The sequence below is a fragment of the Streptomyces noursei genome (assembly GCF_001646665.1).
GTDB classification, from domain to species: Bacteria; Actinomycetota; Actinomycetes; order Streptomycetales; family Streptomycetaceae; genus Streptomyces; species Streptomyces lavendulocolor.
Map to the genome: position 1 here is coordinate 51,717 of NZ_LWBU01000347.1, position 20,397 is coordinate 72,113.

The following is a 20,397-nucleotide window of genomic DNA, read 5'->3' on the forward strand; positions in this document are numbered from 1 at the left end:
TGGTGCTGCTCCGGACGGCGCCAGGCGCTTCCGGTGGTCTAGGTGACGGTGACGAACACGCTGTGCCGGCCGGTCGCGCCGTCGGGGACGGTGGGCGCGCGCCGTTCCGTCTGGACGCTGCCGGTGGCGTCGGTCGCGCGCACGGTGATGCGGTGCCCGCCGGGTGCGGCCGGCCAGCGGTGGGACCACTGGCGCCAGGTGTCGGTGGTGTTCCGGACGGCGAGGTCGGCGTCCTGCCAGGGGCCGTCGTCGACGCGGATCTGGACGCGGGTGATCCCGCGGTGCTGGGCCCAGGCGACGCCGGCGACCGTGACGGTGCCGGCCGCGATCCGGGCGAAGGGTTTCGGGGTGTCGATGCGCGACTGCGTCTTGACGGGCGCCTTGCGGGCCCACTTGCGCTCGACCCAGTAGGGGTCGTAGGCGTCGAAGGTGGTGAGTTCGATGTCCTCGATCCACTTGCAGGCCGACACGTAGCCGTAGAGGCCGGGGACGAGCATGCGGACGGGGAAGCCGTGGTCGAACGGCAGGGGTTCGCCGTTCATGCCGACGGCGAGCATCGCGTCGCGGCCGTCCATGACGTCCTCCACGGGCGAGCCCAGCGTCATGCCGTCCACCGAGCGGGCCACCAGCTGGTCGGCGCCTCCACCGCGGGACGGTGGCACGACGCCGCACTCGGCCAGCAGGTCGTCGAGGCGGACGCCGAGCCAGCGGGCGTTCCCCGCGTAGGGGCCACCGACCTCGTTCGACACGCAGGTCAGAGTGATGTCCCGCTCGATCAGCGGCCGGGCGAGGAGGTCGTCCAGACCGAAGGTCCGGGGGCGGGCGACGCCCTTGCCGTGGACGCGCAGCCGCCACGCTCCCGCGTCGACCTTGGGCACCACCAGGGCGGTGTCGACGCGGTAGAAGTCCGCGTTGGGTGTGGTGTACGGGGTGATGCCGGGGACCGGGAGGCTGACGCCCCTGGGTACGGGCGGTGCGGGCGACGCGGGAGCGGGCAGCACCAGCCCCTCGCGTGACGCCACGGCCCCGCGGGCCCGCCGGCCGGACACGTACCGCCCGAGGAGTCCGCCGGTGGTCGCGACGGCGGCCGTCGCACCGGCGGCGACGAGGAACCCGCGCCGGTTCCGGCCCCCGCCGGTTCCGCCGCCGCCCACGTCCTCCCCGCTGCCGTCCGGGCCGTCCGCGGCGTCCTGCGCGGTGGCCCCGCGGACGGCCTGCTCCCGCATGACGTGGAGGGCCAGGGCACCGGCCGCGGCGCCGGCGAGCGACGGGAGGACGTCCCCGGCGCCCTGCGCGTCGGGACGGCTCGCGGCCGCGACCGCCCCGATGAACCCGAAGAGCAGGACGCCACCGGGGCCCGCCCACCGGCGGCGGAGGGCGATGATCCCGAGTGCGGCGGCGAACAGGGCCAGGACCGCGAGGATGCCGAGCCGGAGCACCGTCTTGTCGTCCTCGCCGAAGGTGCGGACGGCGAAGTCCTTGACCGGCGTCGGGGTGCGGTCGATGACCGCGCCGCCGACGACCGTGACCGGTCCGGCGGCGGGCCTGACCAGGCCCGCGACCAGCTCGGCGACGGCCAGGGCGGCGAAGGCGGCCAGGAGGCCGGCCGTCGCGCCGACGGCGGTGCGGTGCGGACCGCTGCGGAAAGTGCTCACGACCGGCATTCGTCGGAGACCGCCGGACGGATGGGTCGGCCACCCGAACGAGTGAGAAGAACCTCCGCACGACCGGGTTCACCCCGGGTGACGGCGGGCACCGGAAAGTTCTCCCATCCGCATGCCGGACGGCTACGAAGAAGAGAGCGACACCTTCACACACCTCCCGGGGCCCGGAGCGTCGGCTCCGCCCGCCCCTCTCTCACGCCCCCAGGGACAAGGACCGGCATGCGATGGATGACTCGCCCCCCGACGGCCGCGCCTGGCCGCGACTCCGCCTTCTCACGTCAGGAGCAGCGGCGCAGGTGAACCGACCGCTTCCCTCCGGTGCCGGTGCTCCCGCCCCGGCCCCCGCCCCCGCCTGCGCCTCCGCTTCCTCCTCCGCGGGGGACGGCGGCCTGGCCGAGGTCATGGAGAAGGTGGCCCACGGGGACAAGCAGGCCTTCTCCGTCCTCTACGACGCCCTCGCACCCCTGGTCCTCGGCATCGTCGTCAGGGTCGTGCGCGACCGGGCGCAGGGCGAGGAGGTCGCCCAGGAAGTCATGATCGAGCTGTGGCGGCAGGCGGCGAGGTACCGGCCCGAGGCCGGCAGCGTCACCACCTGGGCGGGGACGATCGCCCACCGGCGCGCCGTGGACCGCGTCCGCTCCGCGCAGGCGTCCGCCGACCGCGAGCAGGCCCAGGCGTCCCGCGAGCACCACACCGCCTTCGACGAGGTCGCCGAGCAGGTGGAGACCAGGCTGGAGAGCGAGCAGGTACGCCGCTGCCTGAGCGGCCTGACCGAGCTGCAGCGCCAGGCCGTGACCCTGGCCTACTACCGGGGCCTGACCTACCGTGAAGTCGCCGAGACCCTGCGCACGCCGCTTCCCACGATCAAGACACGCATGCGCGACGGGCTGATCCGGCTCCGCGACTGCATGGGGGTGACCACATGAAGCACCACGCATCCGATGCCCACACCCTGGCCGCCGCCTATGCCCTCGGAGCCCTGGAACCGGACGAGCGGCGGGAGTTCACCGCGCACCTCCGGGAGTGCCAGGCGTGCCGGCAGGAGGCCGCGGAGTTCGAGGCGACCGCGGCCCGGCTGGCGGCGGCCGTCTCCCAGGCCCCGCCGCCCGCCCTGAAGCCGGCGGTCATGTCCGCCATCGACGGCGTGCGCCAGCTGCCGCCGCGCGTGGCCACCACGGCCCCCTCCCGCCTCTCGGGCGTCCTGCGCCGCAGGGCCGTACCGCTGGCCCTGGCCGCCTGCGTGGCGGCGGCGGCGCTCGGCGGCGTCGCGGTGTGGCAGACGCAGCAGAACCGGGAGGCCGAGCAGCGCGCGGGACGGGCCGAGCAGCGCCTCGACGCGATCAGCAGCATCCTCGCCGCGCCCGATGCCCGGACCGTGCACGGCAGGACCTCCAACGGGGCGCTGACCACGGTGGTGTCCTCCCCGGCCCGCGACAGGGCCGTCTTCACCGCCGCCGGCCTGCCGGCACCGGCGGGGGGCACCACCTACCAACTGTGGCTCGACCACGACGGCACCATGCGTCCGGCGGGCTTCGTCGACGGCGACGGAACCGTGCTCATCGAGGGCGGCACCGCCGGCGCGGAAGCGGTCGGGCTCACCGTCGAACCCGACGGCGGCTCCCCGCGCCCCACGACGGCCCCGCTGCTCCTCATGCCCCTGACCGCGTGACCCCCGCCCGCGCCGCCGGCCCCGCCGAGGCCGCCCGGCGCGGGCGTGAGGCGCCGCCGCACGACGACCAGCGGCCCCGGCCGCGTTCCGGACGGCCTCGTCGAAGGCGGTGCCCCCCGCAGCCCGGGCACCCGGCTCGCGATGCTCGGCAACAGGCGGGCGTCGTCCGACGCGGCGCCGGCCCGCGTGCCGGAGAGGTTCGGGTTCCCTCCACGGCGTGTCAGCCGCGAGCGGTTGCCGGAGGTCACGGGGCAGCCGTCTGGTGCTCGAACACCTCGGTGACCGCATTCGGCTCCGCTGTGGTCCCGGCCCGACCGGCGGCCGCCGCCCGTCGGAGTCAGAGGGCGGAACCGGCGGACCGCAACTCCCGCACCAGGGCCCGTACGACGGCGGATCCGGCGAGCTCCGGGGTGGTGGCGTAGCCGACGCGGCGCGTCGGGCGTTCCGGACCGAGATCGGTGATCTCTATCGCGTCCGTCGCTCCGGCCAGGGAGAGCGCGGGCATGATCGCCATTCCGTGCCCACCGCTCACGAGCGACAGCACCGCGCCGTCGTCCTCGGCCTCGATCGTCGCCTTCGGGATCCAGTCCTGCGCGCTCCACCAGGCCCGGGTGTACGAGCCGCAGTTCTCGGCCCAGTCGACGAGCGGCAGCGAGCGCGGGTCAGGGTGTCCGGCCGGATGCACCAAGGAGTAGCTCTCCTCGAAGAGCTCGCTCGCCACCAGCCCCGCCGGCATCTGCGCCCCGTCCAGGGTGGCGATGGCGAGATCCGACCGCCCGTCGGCCACTTCGCCCGCCGTGCCGCGCCCGACTTCACGGACGATCCGCACCTGAGGCTCGATCCCGGGGTACCGCGCGCGCAGCCGCCGCAGGACCGGTGGCAGCAGGTGCAGCGCGGTGCTGCGGAAGGCCGCGATCCGCAGCGGGCCCTCCGGCCCCTGCTTCGCCTCGGCCCGGGCGGCCTCCCGCACCTCGGCGACGAGCACGTCCAGGAGCCGCAGTACACGGCGCGCATGCGCCACGGCCTTCTCCCCCGCCGGGGTGGGTCTCGCACCGCTGCGGCCCCGTTCGAACAGCACGGCGCCGATCCTGCGCTCACTGCCGCGTACCGAGTGGGAGACCGCGGACTGTGTCAGGCCCAGCGCCACGGCCCCGGCCGAGAAGCCGCCGGCATCCGCAACCGCCACCAGAACGCGCAGTTCGTGCGGAGCGAGATCGGTGTCGGTCGTGCGGGCCACGGGGCGCTCACCTCAAGGTATGAGAACTGCTCATGGAACGGGGCGTCGCATGAGCCCAACCGCCTGCCCGAGGGCTCCATTCCCGTTCTACGGTCCCGGCATGACCGAGATCGCCGTCACCGTCCAGCAGACCGCCCGACCCCACGGTTTCCCCACCACCGCGGACTTCGCCTTCGTCGAGTCCGCGATCCCCGAGCCCGCGGCGGGTACCGCACTCGTGCGGAACCTCTACTGGTCCGTGGACCCGTACCACCGCGAGATGATGGACGACGTGCCCGGCGGCTTCACGCTCCGCACACCGCTCGAGGGCCGGACCCTCGGGCGCGTCGTCGCCTCGCGGACGCCCGAACTGCCCGAGGGCGAGATCGTGTTCCATCGGCAGGGCTGGCGCACCCACTCCGTGGTCCGGCCCGAGGAGACACGCAGACTCCCCCGCTTCGACAAGGTCCCCCCGACGGCCTACCTGAGCGTCCTCGGCGGCACCGGACTGACCGCGTACGTGGGTCTCACCCGCATCGCCCGGCTCCGCGAGGGCGACGACGTCTTCGTCTCCGCCGCGGCCGGCGGCGTCGGCACCGCAACGGGCCGGTTCGCCCGGCTGATGGGCGCCGGCCGGCTCGTCGGCAGCGCGGGCTCGGCGGCGAAGGTCGATCATCTGACCCGGGAGGTGGGCTACGACGCGGCGTTCGACCACCACGACGGCCTCCCCTCCGCACTGCTCGCCGAGACCGCACCGGACGGCATCGACGTCTACGTCGACAACGTCGGCGGGGAACAACTGGCCGCCGCGGTGGGCGCACTGCGCGAGTTCGGGCGCATCGTCCGGATCGGCACCATCAGCCGTTACAACACCCCGGACGCGCCCCCGCCGCACTTCGACCACGCGGACGTCGTGGAGAAGAGCCTCCGCATGGAGGGCTTCCTCGTCAGCAACTACCGGCGTCTGCAGGACGAGTTGTACGAGTTCGCGGTGCCCCACCTGCAGAGCGGCCGGCTGGCGCTGGACGAGACGGTGGTGGACGGGTTCGAGCACATCGTGGACGCGTTCGTGGGCATGCTGCACGGCCGGAACACGGGAAAGACCATCGTGCGGGACCGCGCGTAGGTCCGGCTCGGCAAGGCGGCGGACCCGCCTGTCGCCCCGCACGCGGCGATGCCCGGACCGGGCGTGCCCGGTCGGGCCCGGCGGGCAGCCGCGCAGTCCCCCCGGTGGTCCGGTCATGCCCAGGCAGGCATCCCGGCGATCCGGCGACCGGCCGGGCACGAGCCCGCGTCCCGGCCATCCGATCAGGCACCGGCCGGCGCCCTCGTCGCGTCGTTCCGGTCCGTTGCACCCTCGGCGGCGGGTGTGCCGCAGCGGCAGACGCGTGCCGCCGCCCCAGGTCCCCCGCCCCCTCGTCGGTCGTGGTCCGCCCCGGGGCGCGCGTGCCTCGCCCCCGGCGTTCGGTCGCGGCGCCCGGTGACGGCCGCCCTCGCCCCGGCCCCGCCGCCCCGTCGGCGCGGGGGTGCTCCGGCCAGCGGTGGCTGGGGGCGCCCGGTGTCGCGATGATGGGCACAACGGCCGGTACGTGGCCGTGGTGCCGGCACCCTCGGCCACACGTGGGATGCGGCCACCGGCGGGATCACGCCGGTGCCGCGCCGGCGCGAGGAGGCTGCGCGCCGGCGGCCGGCGCGGAGGGCCGAGGAGGCGTTGTGAACGACTACCCCCCGATCGCGGACCACGGCATCATCGGTGATCTGCAGACGGCGGCGCTGATCGCCTCCGACGGAACCCTCGACTGGTGGTGCACCCCCCGGTTCGACTCCCCGAGTGTGTTCGCCTCGCTGCTCGACAGCGACCGCGGCGGTTCCTGCCGCCTCGCCGCCGATGTCGGGGACGAGGCCACCGTGCGCCAGCTCTACCTCCCCGACACCGCCGTCCTCATCACCCGCTTCATGACACCAGGTGGTGTCGGCGAGGTCGTCGACTTCATGCCACCGGACCCGTCGGCGACACCGTCCGCCCGGCACCGGCTGATCCGGGTCGCGCGGGTGGTGCGCGGCAGCATGCCGTTCGAGCTCATCTGCCGGCCGCGCTTCGACTACGGCCGGGCACCGCACGGGCTGACCCGGCTGGACGACGGGTCCGCACTGTTCCGGGGGCCCGGCACGGACCTGCACCTGCAGGTCACTCCTCCGATCGCCCTGCACCCGAACGGCACCGACGTCTCCGCCCGCTTCACCCTCCGGGCCGGGGAACGGGCCGCTGTCGTCCTCACCAGCGAGACCGGCACCCCGGGCGGCCTCAGCGGCCTTCCCGGCGGTGCGACGCCCACCACCGACGCGATCCTCGCCGACTTCGACGCGTGCAGCGCGTTCTGGCTGAACTGGCTGCGTGCCTCCCGCTACCGCGGCCGCTGGCACGAGATGGTCACGCGCTCCGCCATCACCCTCAAGCTCCTCACCTACGCCCCCACCGGTGCCCCCATCGCCGCCGCGACCATGGGACTGCCCGAGCAGATCGGCGGGGAGCGCAACTGGGACTACCGCTACACCTGGGTCCGCGACGCCTCCCTGTCGGTGCGGTCCCTGATCGACCTCGGCTTCTCCGCGGAGGCGAACGCCTTCCGCCGGTGGCTGCGCGACCGCCTGGACGCCGGTGGCACCGCCTCGGGCGAACCGCTGCAGATCATGTACCGCGTCGACGGCGAACCGCACATCGCCGAGGAGGTGCTGGACCATCTGGAGGGCTACCGCCGCTCCTCCCCCGTACGGGCCGGCAACGCCGCCGCCGACCAGATCCAGCTCGACATCTACGGCGAGGCCGCCTTCGCCTTCGCCCAGGCCGAGGACATCGGCGGCATCCGTGGCTGGCACGCCTTCGCGCGCGTCATCGACTGGCTCGCCGACCACTGGGACCGCCCGGACGAGGGCATCTGGGAGACCCGCGGCGGGCGCCAGAACTTCACGTACAGCCGTCTGATGACCTGGGTCGCCTTCGACCGTGCCGTCAAGCTCGCCTCCGCCCACTCCCGCCCGGGCGACCTCACCCGCTGGCTGGGCGCACGCGACGAGGTCCTGCGGCAGATCGTCGACCGCGGCTGGGACGACGGACGGCGTGCCTTCGTCCAGCACTACGACACCGACGTCCTCGACGCGTCCCTGCTCCTGATGCCCAAGGTCGGCTTCCTCACCCCCACCGACCCCGACTGGCTGAGCACCCTCGACGCCATGGACGGCGAACTCGTCAGCGACAGCCTCGTCTACCGCTACGACCCCGCCGCCTCACCCGACGGCCTGCGGGGGTCGGAGGGCACCTTCAACCTGTGCAGCTTCCTGTACGTCGAGGCACTCGCCCGGGCCGGCCGCCTCACCCAGGCCCGCTACGCCTTCTCCAAGATGCTCACGTACGCCAACCACGTCGGCCTGTTCGCCGAGGAGATCGGCCCCTCCGGCGAACAACTCGGCAACTTCCCGCAGGCGTTCACCCACCTGGCACTCATCGACGCGGCGATCGCCCTGGACGAGGAGCTGGACCGCGCCGAGAACGAGCCGGGCTGACGGACGCGCCCCGCCGGGGTCACCGGCGCGGCGCACCCGGCGGATCCGCCCTGCCGGCTCCGGCGGCGGGGGGCCGGGGAACGCGCGGCAGCAGAGCCGCGGCGGTCAGTCCGACCAGCCCGACGACCGCGAGCGCCCCCATCGCCGCCGCGTACGCGCCCTTGCTGAGCCCCGACACCAGGATCGTGCCCGCGACGGCCGTGCCGAGCGAGGAGCCGAGGTTGGAGACGCAGCGGGACAGGCCGGAGATCTCGCCCTGCTGCGTCTCGGCGAAGCACGACTGGACCACGTTCACCGAAGGAGTGAGCATCACCCCCAGACCCAGCCCGATCAGCAGCAGGCCGGGGGCGAACGCCCAGGCACCGGGCTTCCAGGCGACCAGGGCCAGCAGCACCGCGATGCCGGCCGTCGTCACGACGAAGCCCGCCATGATCAGGGTGCGCTGCGCACGGCGCCGGGCCAGCTTCTCGGCAGCCAGGGAGGAAGCGAGGATGCCGAGGGTCGCGGCGGTGAAGATCACGCCCGTCCGGATCGCGTCGTAGCCGCGTACGACCTGCAGGTAGGCGGCGACCGTGAACGAGACGCCCATCAGCATCAGCCACTGCGTGTTCTGGGTGACCAGACCGAGGTTGGAGGTGCGGTCGCGGAACAGGTCCGTCGACAGCAGCGCCTCCCGGCCGGCGCGCTCACGGCCGCGCACCCGGGCGAAGAAGCCGACCAGCACCAGCGCACCGGCCAGCAGCAGGCCCAGCGCTAGCCACCCGTTGTTGTCGACGGCCAGGATGCCCGTCACCAGCAGCACCAGGCCCGCCGCCGACAGCACCGCCCCGACGGTGTCGAACGGCCGAGCGGGGTCGGGCGGGAGCGGATCGTCGATCCCGCGGCTGAGCACCACGATCACCACGATCACCAGCGCCTGGAACACGAACGCCGCCCGCCAGCTGATCCCACTGGTGATCAGCCCGCCGATCAGCGGGCCCGCGGCCGCCCCGATGCCGCCCATCGCCATGATCGCGCCGAACGCCCGTGCCCGGGACGCCGTGTCGGTGAACAGCAGCGTGGTCAGGATGTAGACCGGCGGGATCAGCAGCGCCGTACCCACGCCCTCCAGGATCGAATTGCCGATGATCAGCACGCCCAGTCCCGGCGCCACCGCGCTGAGCACCGCGCCCGCCCCGTAGATCACGAGCCCGGCCAGCAGGCAGCGCTTGCGCCCCCACTTGTCGGTCAGTTTCCCGCCCGGGATCATCAGTGCGGCCATCACCAGCAGGAAGATCGTGATCGCGACCTGCACGCCCTGCACCGTGGTGTCCAGGTCCTCGCTGATGTCGTTGATCATCACGTTCATGTTCGAGCCCGCGAAGCTGCAGATGAACTGTGCCAGCGCCAGCGGTGCCAGGACACGCCGAGCCGTCGGCGCGGGTCCCGACGCTCCCGCAGCAGCCGATCCCGCCATACCGCCCGTCCCGTCCGCTCGCCCGGTCCAAGGACCGCCCGGGGCCGCTCCCGTGGATCGGCGCGGCCTCCCCATGACCGTCCCACGAGTGCCTGCCGTCACGACGAAGACGCGCAGTACCCGGCCGGTTTCGTCACCGCCACGAGGTCGTGGGTCCGGTGGCGCCGGGCCGGTTGCGGCGCCTTCCTACCGGCGGCTGCGCACCAGCAGGTGGAGGAAGTACGGCGTGCCGATCACCGCGGTCATCAGACCGGCGCCGAGCTGGGCCGGTGCGATCACGGTGCGGCCCACCAGGTCCGCCGTGCACACGAGGACGGCGCCGAGGAGCACCGCGACCGGTACCACGCGGGCGTGCCGGCGGCCCACGAGGGCGCGGGCCGCGTGCGGGGCGACGAGTCCCACGAAGCCGATGGTGCCGGCGGCGGCCACGGCGGTGGCGCTGAGCAGCACGCTGAGGACGAGGAAGCCGAGGCGCCCGCGTCCGAGGTCGAGGCCGAGGAGGCGGGGGGTGTCCTCGTCGAGCGAGACGAGGTCGAGTTCGGTGCGCCGGGCGACCGCGACGGCCACGCCGATGGCGAGGGCGGCGGCGAGGGGCACCACGTCGGGCAGGGTCCGGCCGTACGTGGAGCCGGAGAGCCAGGTGAGCGCCTTGGTGGCGTTGAACGGGTCGGTGAGGATGATGAGGAGGCTGACGAGGGCGGCCGCGCCCGAGTGGATGGCGAATCCGACGAGGACGAGCCGGGTCTGCTGGAATCCGCCGCGCGCGGCGAGTCCGAAGAGCAGGGCGGAGGCGGCCGCGGCGCCCGCGAACGCGGCACCGGCGACGCCCCACCCGCTCGCCATGGGCACGGTGGTCACGAGGAGCACGGCGCCGAGGGCGGCACCGCCGGAGACGCCCATGATGCCGGGTTCGGCGAGGGGGTTGCGGGTCACGGCCTGGACGAGCGTCCCGGCCAGGGCGAGGGCGGCGCCCGCGAGGAGGGCGGCGAGGACGCGGGGCACACGGGTGTCCAGGACGAAGCCGACGGTCTGTCCGGCGCGGCCCAGTGCCCAGTTGGTGACGTCGCCGAGGAGCAGCTTGGCGTCGCCGAGGAGGACGGCCGCGACGATCACGCCCACGAGTGTCGCGACGAGGGCGGACGCGACGGTGAGGAAGGCGGTGCGGCTCCTGATGCGCAGCTTGTCGGCGGCGACGCCGGCGGTGTCCCGCAGTCGTGCGGCCATGACCGTCACGAAGACGGCTCCGACGAGGCTGGTGACGACGCCGGTCGGCACGGCGACGGCCGTGTCCGCCGGCACGAGGGTGCGCAGCAGCACGTCGGCGCCGAGCACGAGCCCGGCGCCGACGAGTCCCGCGGCCGGGATGCCCGCACGGGACCGTGCGAAGCCGCGGAACCGGCGGGCCAGGGGGCGAACGAGCGCCGGGGCGCACAGGCCGACGAACCCGACCGGACCGGCCAGGGTGACGGCTGCCGCGGCGAGCAGGGCGGCGAGGACGACCGCGGTCATGCGGGTGGCGCGTACGGGTACGCCGAGGCCGCGGGCGGCGTCGTCGCCGAGGGCCAGGGCGTCGACCCGGCGGGCGAGGAGCAGCAGGCCGAGGAGGCCGACGGCGCCGATGGGCGCCATCTGCAGGACGCCGTCGAAGCCGTTCTGGGAGATGCTGCCCTGGTTCCAGTGGTAGACGCCCTCGGCTTCCTGGGGGAACAGCAGGACCAGTCCCTCGGTCATGGCGGTCAGCCCGAGGGTGAGGGCGCTGCCGGCCAGTACGAGGCGGATGGTGCCGGTGCCGAGGCCGGACAGTCCGAGCACGACGGCCGCGGCGGCGAGTCCGCCGGCGAAGGCGACGCCGGAGGAGGCGAGCAGCGGCAGCGAGAGGCCGGTGGCGGCGGTGAGCCCGAGGGCGAAGTAGGAGCCGGCGTTGACGGCGAGGGTGTCCGGCGCGGCGAGGACGTTGCGGCTGACCGTCTGCAGGGCGGCGCCCGCCATGCCGAGGAGGACCCCGACGAGCAGCCCCGCCGTCATCCTCGGCAGCCGCGAGGCGATGACGACGGACGCGTCGGCGGTGTCGGCGCGGCCGGTGAGGGCCTTGAGGACCTCGGGGGCGCCGACGGAGGCGGTGCCCTGGGTGATGTCGACGAGTGCGAGGCCCGCGACGAGGAGGAGCAGTGCGGCCGTCACCGCGGCGGCGCCCGTGCGGGACGCGGTCGCCGGCGGAGGGGTGGCGGGGGTGGTCGCGGTGACGGCCATGGTGCTGCTGGCTCCTCTTCCCTACTTCTTCGTCAGTTCGGTGACGACGGAGTCGATGTACTGGTTCATCGACTCGGGGCCGCCGAACATCCAGATGCCGTCGGGCAGGCGGTGGACGTTGCCCTTCTTGACGAACGGCAGCGAGGTCCACACCTTGTCCTTGGCGAGGGCGCCGGTGAACGGGGTGCTGTTCCGGTCGCCGTCGTTGCCGATGTAGGCGAAGTGCACGTCGGCGCTGAGCTTGGTGAGGCCCTCCACGTCCGTGGTGCCGAGGCCGTACGCCGGGTCGCCCTTGACCGTCCAGTCGTTCTTCAGGCCGAGCTTCTCGTTGACCGCGCCGATCAGCGAGCCGCCGGTGAACGGGCGGATCGAGGTCTGGTTGGAGACGAGGTAGCCGTCGGCGAAGGCGTACTTGGCACCCGCGAGTCCGGCTCCCGCGAGGGCCTTCCTACCTTCCTCGATCTTCGCCTCGAACCGCTTCTTCAGCTCGCCGGCCTTCTCGGTGGTGCCGGTGGCCCGGGCGAGCAGGTCGAGGTTCTTCGTCATCCGCCCGATCGGGTCGGCCGCGTCGGCCGACTTCACCTCCACCACCGGGGCGACCTTGCGCAGCTGCTTCACGGCGGCCGGCGGCAGGTCGGTGCTGGCGACGATGAGGTCCGGCTTCAGGGCGGCGATGGTGTCCATGCTCGGCTCGCCGCGGGTGCCGATGTCCTTGGGCTCGTTCTTCAGCGGGACCGCGCTGTCCCAGGTCTTGTAGCCCTTGACGTCGGCGACGCCGACCGGGTCCACGCCCAGCGAGATCAGCAGCTCGACCTCGTGCCACTCGGTCCCGACGACCTTCTTGGCGGGGCCGTCGAGTTCGACCTTCTGCCCGGAGGCGTCGGTGAGCGTGATGCGCTCGGCGGTCTTCTCGGTCTTGCCGTCGGCGGCGGGCTCGGTGGTCCCGCAGGCGGTCAGGGTGAGGGCCGCCGTGGTGAGGACCGCGGCGGTGACCAGGTGTCGTCTCATGAGGGGGTGCTGAGCCTTTCGCTTCGCGAGTGGTGCCGGCCGATGGCCCGGGTGCGCAGCCGGCCGGTGAGGGGGTCGGTGTCGACGTCGATGCGGATGCCGTACGTCTCGGTCAGCCGTGGCGCCGTCAGGACGTCCTCGGGTCTGCCGTCGGCGACGATCCGTCCCTGCTGGAGCAGGGCGATCCGGTCGGCGACGGCCGCGGCCTGGTCGAGGTCGTGCAGGACGACGCCGACGGCGATGCCGTGCTGGTCCGCCAGGTCGCGCATGAGGTCGAGCAGTTCGACCTGGTAGCGCAGGTCGAGGTAGGTGGTGGGCTCGTCGAGGAGCAGTACTCCCGTCTCCTGCGCGAGGCAGCCCGCGAGCCACACCCGCTGGAGCTGTCCGCCCGACAGGTGCTCGGCCCCGCGTTCGGCGAACTCCGCGACGCCCGTGAGCGCGAGCGCACGGTCGACGGCGGCGGCGCCCCCCGGGTCGGTCCTGCCCCAGCGTCCCCGGTACGGGTAGCGCCCGAACTCGACCACGTCCCGGACGGTCAGCCCGCTGGGCGTGGGCCTGCCCTGCGTCAGCAGCGCCACCATGCGGGCGAACTCGCGCGGGCTCAGCGCGAGCCCGTCGGTGTCGCCGTCGATGACGAGCTCCGCGGTCCTGGGCCGCTGCAGGCGCGCGATCGTACGCAGGAGCGTCGACTTGCCGCTGCCGTTCGGTCCGACGAGGGCGGTCACCTCGCCGGGCCGCAGCGTCAGCGAGGCGTCGTGGACGACGTCGACGCCGTCGTACGCCACGGTGACACCCGTGGCCGACAGTTCATGACCACGGGGGCGTCCGGCCGCGGAGGTCTCTTCACCAACATGCACGCCGTGAGGTTAGCCTACCCTTAGTTGAAAGTGAAAGGGCGGAGCCACCGCACCGAGACAAGGCTGAAATAAGCCAAGCTCGGACCACATCGCGCCGACATAGGCCCTCATCCGCCCGTGAGAGGCGTGACTTCGTGCCGGGTGGCGGCTCTCCTCCGCCGGGCAGGCCCTACCGGGTGGCCGCACACGGCGGGTCGTAGGGCAGGGGGACGACGTACCGGCTCCATTGCTGCCGGGTCAGGGCGCCGGAGCTCCCGGCGCAGATGCGGCTGATGGCGGACTCGACGTCCAGGTCCCAGAGCGTGGCCACGCCGTCGTCGGTGGTGGCGGCCAGGGTACGGCTGTCCGGGCTGAACGCCAGGACGGCGACGAATCCGGTCTCCACGGTCAGCGGCCCGCCGATGGCGGTGGGGTGGTCGGGATCGGAGACGTCCCACAGGTGGATGGTGCCGCTGTCGGTGTGGCCGGCCGCCGCGAGGGTGCGCCCGTCCGGGCTGAAGGCCACCGACCACAGGCTGCCCCCGGGTACGGTCAGGGGGCTGCCCCTGCGCGAGAGGCGGTGGGGGTCGGTGGCATCCCACAGGGTGACGGTGCCGCGACTGTTCCCGGTGGCGAGGGTGCGGCCGTCCGGACTGAACGCCACCCAGGTGCTGGTGGCGGTCGGCTGGTCGATCGGCTGCCCGATGCGGACCCCGGGGGCCGTCGTACTCCACAGTCCGACGGTGCCGTTGCTGCCGTCGCCGCCGGCCGCCAGCATCGTGCCGTCGCGGCTGAACGCCAGGGACATGACGGACGACGTACGGGAATTGGAGATGCCGGCCCGGGAGACGGGGTGTGCGGGGTCACTGACGTCCCAGAGGGCGATGCTGCCGGACCTGTGGTCGCCGGCCGCGGCCAGGGTGTTGCCGTCGGGGCTGAACGCCAGCGAGAAGATGAGCCCGTCCGCCCCGGTGAGGGTCTCACGGAGGCGAACGGGATGGCTGATATCGGTAACGTTCCACAAGGTGACCGTGCCGCCGCTGTCGCCCGCGGCCAGGGTGCGGCCGTCCGGGCTGAACGCCACGGCGTCGACCGGGTCGTCGGGGCCGGTGAGCGGATCGCCGCGGGGAACGGGGTGGTTGGGGTCGGTGGTGTCCCACAGCGAGACGGTGTTGTTCTGGTTCCCAGCGGCCAGGGTCCGCCCGTCCGGGCTGAACGCCACGGATGCCACGTTCCCGCCGGCGCCGACGATCCGGGTCGGCGGCAGATTCCACAGATCGACGTTGCCGTCGTGGTTCCCGGCGGCGAGGGTGCGGCTGTCCGGGCTGAACACCACGTCGGTCACCGCGTCGCCGGGACCGGTCAGCGGCCGGCCCAGAAGGCCGATGGCCTTGGGGTGGGTGACGTTGTACAGATGGATGGTGTGGTCGGCGCTGCCGGCCGCCAGCGTGTGACCGTCGGGGCTGAACGCCACCGACGTGACGGACTGGGTGGGACCCGTCAGCGGCTTGCCCAGAGGGGCGGGGCGGCCGGGATCGGCGACCTTCCACAGGTGGACCCTGCCGGGGTTGGACCCGGCGGCCAGGGTGCCGCCGTCCGGGCTGAACGCCACGGACTTGACGTGGTGCCCGGCCTTGACGGAACGGCCCCGGCCGGGGCGGGCCGGGTCGGTGGTGTTCCACAGGCTGATGGTGCCGGCCTCGTCGTCGCACGCGGCGGCCAGGGTACGCCCGGTGGGGCTGAACGCGATGCGACCGGAGAAGACTCCGGGGCAGCCGAGGTTCAGGGGCGGTTCCGCGGGGTCGACGTCGTCGGGGCGGGTGACGTTCCACAGGCTGACGAGTCCGGCGTGCCATCCGGCGGCCAGGGTGCGGCCGTCGGGACTGAACGCCAGCGATTCGACGGCCGTCGCGGCGTCGAAACCCCGAATGGCGGGAGCCTTCGGCCGGCCGAGCGGGACCGGGTGACTGGGGCTGGTCAGGCCCCACAGGTCGACGAATCCGCCGGAACCACCGTCCCCCTTGTCGCTCAAGTGGCCCCCGACGGCCAGCACCCGGCCGTCCGGGCTGAACGCGAGCGACCGGATCGACGCCACGGAACGGCTCACGGAAATGGGCCGGCCCAGCTCCACCGGACGGCCGGGATCGGAGACGTCCCACAACCGGACGGTGTTCTGGCGGTAATGCCCGGCCGCCAGCATGTGCCCGTCGGGGCTGTAGGCCACGGTGTTCACCGCGCCCTGCGGGCCGGGCAGCCGGGTGGCCAGCGGTGTGTTCTCGGTGCTGATGAGCCGGGACGCCGCCTCCGCGGTCGGGTCCATGCGATAGGCGGTCAGCGCGAGTTGGGCGGACAGCGAAGGATCGGTCGGCGCCAGCTGCACGGACGCGGACGTGACGGCGGCGTTGACGGCCTGGTCGCGGGCGCGCAGGGCCCGGGACTCCTGCCGGAAGGCGAACACCGCGGTCAGCGAGGCGATCACGGCCAGGGCGGTGATGGTGGCGACCGCGGCGCGCCGGAGCCATTGCCCGCGCCGCTGGTGGTGGCGGGCGGCTGCCAGGAACGCCCGGGCGGCGGCGCTGAGTTCCGGCCCGTGCGTCCCGGCCCAGGCGAGTGCGGCCTCCAGGCGGTTGCCGCGGTACAGCGCGGCCGCCTCCCGGCCGGCCCGTTCCCAGTGCGTGGCCGCCTCTTCGAGATCCTGCCGTACGAGGTTCCCGCTGCGGTCGTGCTCGATCCAGCCCCGCAGCCGGGGCCAGGCGCGGATGAGCACCTCATGCGTCATCACGACCGTGTCCTGGTCCCGGGTGAGCAGCCGGCCGCGGGTGAAGTCGTCCAGGACCCTGACGGCCGCTTCCCGGTCCGGCGCGTGACGCAGCAGCTCGTCGTACCGGACGCGCCGGCGGCTGTCGTCGGCGTCGCGCCCCACGATGACGAGCCGCAGGAACACCCACCGCGCGGCCTCCTGGCAGGGCGGCGGCAGGATGTCGTAGAGCCTGTTCGCCGTGGTGGCGATGGCGCCCTGGATGCCGCCGGTGACGCGGTAGCCGTCCACGGTGAGCGTGTGCCCGTGCCGCTGCTGCCAGGTGGCCCGCAGGGCGTGCGCGAGCAGCGGGAGCCGGCCCGTGGTGCTGGTGCCGACCGGTCCGCCGACCGCCCCCAGGTCCGCCAGCAGCACCTCGACCAGGCCGTCCTCGACGTCGAGGCCCACGCTGCCGGCCGGGCGGCGGATCGCGTCCTTGAGTTCGTCCTCCGTCATCGGTTCCAGCAGGACCGGTCCGGCCCGCAGTGCCGCCCGGAGCTGCGGATGGGCCGTGCACGCGGCGTAGAAGTCCGCGCGCACCCCCAGCACCACGACCGCACCGCCCGTGGGCCGGGCCAAGCGGTCGAGCACGTCGATGAGCCACTGCCGGTCGGTCTCGTCGCCGCAGGCCGTGAAGATCTCCTCGAACTGGTCGACCACGACGACCAGTCCCGCGGGCGGGGCGTCCCCGGTGGGCGCCGGGTCGCCGGCCCCGGTGATCTCGCGCAGTTCGGCGAGGCACCGTGCGGGATCGGCCCGCCACGCCGCCGCCGTGCTCCGGGCGGCCCCGGCGTCGAGCCCGGCGGCGGTGGCCAGCGCGAGGGCCGGGGACGCCGTCGGGGTCAGCAGCAGCCGCGGCCACGTGCTCGAACCCGCCACCGGAAACCGGCCGTCGTCCAGGGCCGGCAGCACCCCGGCCGCGAGCAGGGACGACTTCCCGGCCCCCGAGGGGCCGATCAGCACCAGCGGGCCCCCTTCACGCATCCGGGCGTCCATCCGCTCGCACACGAGGTGGACCATGCGCTCACGGCCGTGGAACCACTGCTTGTGCTGCGCGCCGAACGGGGCCAGGCCCGGGTACGGGCACAGCACCCGGTCGGCTCCGGGGCCGGGCACGGTTCTTCGCCCCTCGGCGCCGTAGCGGACGTGGAGGTCTCGGCCGGCCTGGAAGACGCTGCCGCCGCCGGTCGCGCTCGCCTCCTGCCGTTTCGGCTGCCAGAGGGGCGGCCCGTCGGGGGACGGGGCGCCGGTGCCGCGTTCCGTCACGCCTGTCCGCCTCTGGTGACGGTCATGTCCCGGCCCGCCAGGTAGGCGTCGCCGCCGGAGACATGTGCCTCCATCGTCATCGAGCCCGTGATCAGCTGTTCCGGGGCTCCGGCGGAGCGCGGTTCCCCGCCGAGCAGCGCGCGCAGCTCCTCGACGGCGTCCGGCCGCGTGGCCATGAGCCGGACGATGCGGGCCTGCCACTCGGCGACCAGCATCCCTTGGAGCTCCTGCCCGTCACCGGTCCGCCGTGCCCGGAGCAACTCGCCCCGTGCTTCGCCGAGTTCCTCCTCGACGCGCTCCGGGTGCGCGGACCGCCACAGTGACAGGACCGAGGACTTGACCGCGGCCCAGCCGTCCGTCGCCAGCAGATCGATCAGACGCGCCGCTGCCACCGATGCCAGGCCGGCGAGTTCCACACTCGTCTCCATGCTTCTCCCCGTTCCTTACCGTGCGTGGGCCGCGATCGCGGTCATCGTCAGGTGGGAGGCGACGAACACGCGGTCGCCGCCCACCGTCCACAGGAACCCCACGTCCGGCTGCCCGGGGTCGCTGTATCTCCACCGGGCCCTGCCGGTGGCCGCGTCGATGGCCCACAGCGTCTTGGCGCTGTCGGTGGCGAAGACGGTGTCGGCCGAACACTGCGCGCTCTTGCCGGAGATCCTGAGGGAGGCGTTGAACATGTTGGAACCGCCCGTCTCGCTCGCCCCGTCGAGCCTCGCGACCCATCGGGGCGTACCGTCGGCGGTGGCCAGGGCGGCCAGGTCGCTGCCGACGGGTACGTAGACGGTCGCACCGTCGAGGCCGGCGAACGGGGCGCCGATCCGGACCCGGTCCCCGCTCCTCGACTCGAAGCGCTGATGCCACTTCTCGCTGCCCGTGGCCGCGTCGACGGCGAACAGCGTGTCGCCGTCGCCGCCGGCGAACAGGAACAGCCCGGCGGCGTAGCACGTCAGCGGCCAGCCGGTGGTGAAGTAGAACCCGCCGTACGGGACGGACACCTTCCAGCCGCGGGCGCCTCTCCTTCCGGCGTCGATCATCTGGACGCGGCCGGGCCTGCTCGCCGGTACGGCCGAGGTGGCCAGCAGGCGAGACCCGGTGGGTGGCACCAGCACGTTGTTGATGTCGGTGCCCTTGACCCGCCACAGTCCCTTGCCGGTCGCGGCGCTGAACGCACGGATGTAACCGGTGGTCGGGGACGTGGACGAGTACGACCCGTCCAACACGCCCATCGTCCCGCACACGTACACCGTGTTCCCCGCGACGGCCACATAGGTGCTCCGGTACATCGCGGTGGGCTTGCCCCCGCCGGATTCGACCTCGGCCATCCTGGTCGCCCACTTCGCCTTCCCACTGGCGGCGTCGAACGCCGCCAGCAGGCCCGACTGATCGGGGGTGTCGCAGAGCAGGTAGAACACTCCGTCCGCGTACGCCGTCGGGTACTTGAAGCTGGTCGTGCCGTATTCGTTGACCGTGTTGAGCCCGGGGAACCTGGATTTCCCGGTCGCGGCGTCCAGGAAGGACGTGGCGGTGTCCGTGACCACCATGACCACCGTGCCGGAGGCTTCCAGGCAGGTGGGGGCGTGTTTCCCGACGCTCGACCATGCCTTGACGGCGTCGGGTCCGGCCAGCACGAGCGCTTCCGGTCCGTCCGTCGGGGACGGCGACGCGGAGGAGGCCGGGGAGCGCACGCCCGGCGGAGTGGCCGGCCGTGCGGTGGGTCCGGGCCCGCCGGCCCGGCCGCCGGGTGTCGGCGACGGGTCGCCGGTGAAGGCGAGTGCCGCCGCGGTCCCGCCGAGTACCGCCGCGCCCCCGGCCAGACCCATGAGCAGCTTCCGGCGGCTGACACCCGCGCCGGCGGCGTGCACCGGCGGCGGGCGTAACACCGTGCCCCGGCATCCGGCCCCGGCGGACGCCGATCCCAGGGCCGCGGTCGCGGCGGCCATGTCGGCGGTCACCGCCGGCGGCAGCCAACAGCCCGCGGGGGCCGGAAGGTCCTGACGCCTCAGGTACTCGACGAGTTGCTCGGCGGTGGGACGGTCCGGCGGGTCCGGGTACAGGCAGCCGCCGATCACGTCGCGGAGCGACCCGGGGAGGGCGCCTGTGTCCGGCTCGCCCCCGGAAGCCGCGTACAGCACGGTCGACCCGAGGTCGAACATGTCGTCCGTCGGTGCGGGCGCCGGACCGCCGGTGGGTCCCGTGAGTCCCAGGGCGATGACACGGGGCCCGTCCATGGTCAGCATGACCGAGTCCGGGCCCAGCCCGCCGTGGACCCGCCCGGCCGCGTGGAGTGCGGCCAGCGCCCGGGCGAGGCCGTCGGCGAGCACCCGCAGAGCCGGTTCGGGCAGCGGACCGTGCCGGTCCACCGCCCGCCGGAGCGGCAGTCCGGCGGTGAACCCGGTCGCCAGCCAGGGAACCGGCGCGTCTGCGTCGGCATCCAGCACCGGTGCGAGGAAGGGACCGGACAGCGTCCGTGCCGCCTCGACGCCGGCCCGGAACCGGTCCCGGAAGCCCGGCTCCGCGGCGAGTCCGGGTCCCACGACGGTGACCGTGACGAGCAGCCCGTCGTCCGTGCGGGCCCCGAAGACTTCACTCCCGCCGACCGTGCTCTGCCTTCCGAGCAGCGTGTAGGGCCCGATCCGATGCGTACCGCCTGCTCCGGGATGATCCATCGTCC

General features: G+C 73.8%; 13 protein-coding genes. 4 read left to right on the forward strand and 9 right to left on the reverse strand.

Annotation, left to right across the window (positions count from 1 at the left end; genetic code table 11):
- Positions 1 to 38 precede the first annotated feature (38 nt).
- Positions 39 to 1,664, reverse strand: coding sequence for a molybdopterin-dependent oxidoreductase (locus tag A4V12_RS23905; protein WP_064071460.1), 1,626 nt, complete (start codon positions 1,662 to 1,664; stop codon positions 39 to 41).
- A gap of 401 nt (positions 1,665 to 2,065) precedes the next feature.
- Between A4V12_RS23905 and sigK the strand changes: the two genes are divergently transcribed.
- Both sigK and A4V12_RS23915 read left to right on the forward strand, forming a co-directional pair.
- Complete coding sequence (sigK, locus tag A4V12_RS23910; protein WP_064071572.1) at positions 2,066 to 2,590, forward strand: ECF RNA polymerase sigma factor SigK; 525 nt, start codon at positions 2,066 to 2,068, stop codon at positions 2,588 to 2,590.
- On the forward strand, positions 2,587 to 3,333 hold the full coding sequence (locus tag A4V12_RS23915; RefSeq protein ID WP_064071461.1) for an anti-sigma factor: 747 nt from the start codon (positions 2,587 to 2,589) through the stop codon (positions 3,331 to 3,333). The genes sigK and A4V12_RS23915 overlap by 4 nt, the downstream gene beginning before the upstream one ends.
- Positions 3,334 to 3,670: 337 nt before the next feature.
- Here A4V12_RS23915 and A4V12_RS23920 read toward each other — a convergent pair whose 3' ends face one another.
- The gene (locus A4V12_RS23920) at positions 3,671 to 4,570 is read right to left on the reverse strand and encodes a LysR family transcriptional regulator (protein ID WP_064071462.1); all 900 of its coding nucleotides are present in this window, start codon (positions 4,568 to 4,570) and stop codon (positions 3,671 to 3,673) included.
- 100 nt (positions 4,571 to 4,670) lie between these two features.
- On the opposite strand from A4V12_RS23920, the gene A4V12_RS23925 reads away from it, so the two are divergent.
- Entirely contained in the window at positions 4,671 to 5,675 is a 1,005-nt protein-coding gene (locus A4V12_RS23925; protein WP_064071463.1) for an NADP-dependent oxidoreductase, read from the forward strand.
- Between the two features lie 587 nt (positions 5,676 to 6,262).
- On the forward strand, positions 6,263 to 8,110 hold the full coding sequence (locus tag A4V12_RS23930; RefSeq protein WP_064071464.1) for a glycoside hydrolase family 15 protein: 1,848 nt from the start codon (positions 6,263 to 6,265) through the stop codon (positions 8,108 to 8,110).
- Between the two features lie 19 nt (positions 8,111 to 8,129).
- Here the strand turns inward: A4V12_RS23930 and A4V12_RS23935 are convergent, their stop codons facing one another.
- From A4V12_RS23935 to A4V12_RS23965, 7 genes are all read right to left on the reverse strand, one after another.
- Positions 8,130 to 9,566 carry an MFS transporter gene (locus A4V12_RS23935; protein WP_064071465.1) on the reverse strand — a complete coding sequence of 479 codons (1,437 nt, stop codon included), beginning with the start codon at positions 9,564 to 9,566 and terminating at the stop codon, positions 8,130 to 8,132.
- 186 nt (positions 9,567 to 9,752) lie between these two features.
- On the reverse strand, positions 9,753 to 11,816 hold the full coding sequence (locus tag A4V12_RS23940) for an iron ABC transporter permease (protein WP_064071466.1): 2,064 nt from the start codon (positions 11,814 to 11,816) through the stop codon (positions 9,753 to 9,755).
- A gap of 21 nt (positions 11,817 to 11,837) precedes the next feature.
- Positions 11,838 to 12,824, reverse strand: a complete 987-nt coding sequence (locus A4V12_RS23945; protein WP_064071467.1) for an iron-siderophore ABC transporter substrate-binding protein — start codon at positions 12,822 to 12,824, stop codon at positions 11,838 to 11,840.
- Positions 12,821 to 13,681, reverse strand: a complete 861-nt coding sequence (locus A4V12_RS23950) for an ABC transporter ATP-binding protein (protein WP_064071468.1) — start codon at positions 13,679 to 13,681, stop codon at positions 12,821 to 12,823. Before A4V12_RS23950 ends, A4V12_RS23945 begins: the two co-directional genes overlap by 4 nt.
- A gap of 169 nt (positions 13,682 to 13,850) precedes the next feature.
- Complete coding sequence (locus A4V12_RS23955) at positions 13,851 to 17,723, reverse strand: WD40 repeat domain-containing protein (RefSeq protein ID WP_064071469.1); 3,873 nt, start codon at positions 17,721 to 17,723, stop codon at positions 13,851 to 13,853.
- Positions 17,720 to 18,151, reverse strand: a complete 432-nt coding sequence (locus A4V12_RS23960; protein ID WP_064071470.1) for a hypothetical protein — start codon at positions 18,149 to 18,151, stop codon at positions 17,720 to 17,722. Before A4V12_RS23960 ends, A4V12_RS23955 begins: the two co-directional genes overlap by 4 nt.
- Before the next feature lie 15 nt (positions 18,152 to 18,166).
- On the reverse strand, positions 18,167 to 20,392 hold the full coding sequence (locus A4V12_RS23965) for a PQQ-binding-like beta-propeller repeat protein (protein ID WP_064071471.1): 2,226 nt from the start codon (positions 20,390 to 20,392) through the stop codon (positions 18,167 to 18,169).
- Positions 20,393 to 20,397 lie beyond the last annotated feature (5 nt).

Bases quoted from the DNA above. Each gene is read 5' to 3' on its own strand.
- A4V12_RS23905 (WP_064071460.1), bottom strand. From the start codon at position 1,664: ATGCCGGTCGTGAGCACTTTCCGCAGCGGTCCGCACCGCACCGCCGTC.
- sigK (WP_064071572.1), top strand. From the start codon at position 2,066: ATGGAGAAGGTGGCCCACGGGGACAAGCAGGCCTTCTCCGTCCTCTAC.
- A4V12_RS23915 (WP_064071461.1), top strand. From the start codon at position 2,587: ATGAAGCACCACGCATCCGATGCCCACACCCTGGCCGCCGCCTATGCC.
- A4V12_RS23925 (WP_064071463.1), top strand. From the start codon at position 4,671: ATGACCGAGATCGCCGTCACCGTCCAGCAGACCGCCCGACCCCACGGT.
- A4V12_RS23935 (WP_064071465.1), bottom strand. From the start codon at position 9,566: ATGGCGGGATCGGCTGCTGCGGGAGCGTCGGGACCCGCGCCGACGGCT.
- A4V12_RS23940 (WP_064071466.1), bottom strand. From the start codon at position 11,816: ATGGCCGTCACCGCGACCACCCCCGCCACCCCTCCGCCGGCGACCGCG.
- A4V12_RS23945 (WP_064071467.1), bottom strand. From the start codon at position 12,824: ATGAGACGACACCTGGTCACCGCCGCGGTCCTCACCACGGCGGCCCTC.
- A4V12_RS23960 (WP_064071470.1), bottom strand. From the start codon at position 18,151: ATGGAGACGAGTGTGGAACTCGCCGGCCTGGCATCGGTGGCAGCGGCG.
- A4V12_RS23965 (WP_064071471.1), bottom strand. From the start codon at position 20,392: ATGGATCATCCCGGAGCAGGCGGTACGCATCGGATCGGGCCCTACACG.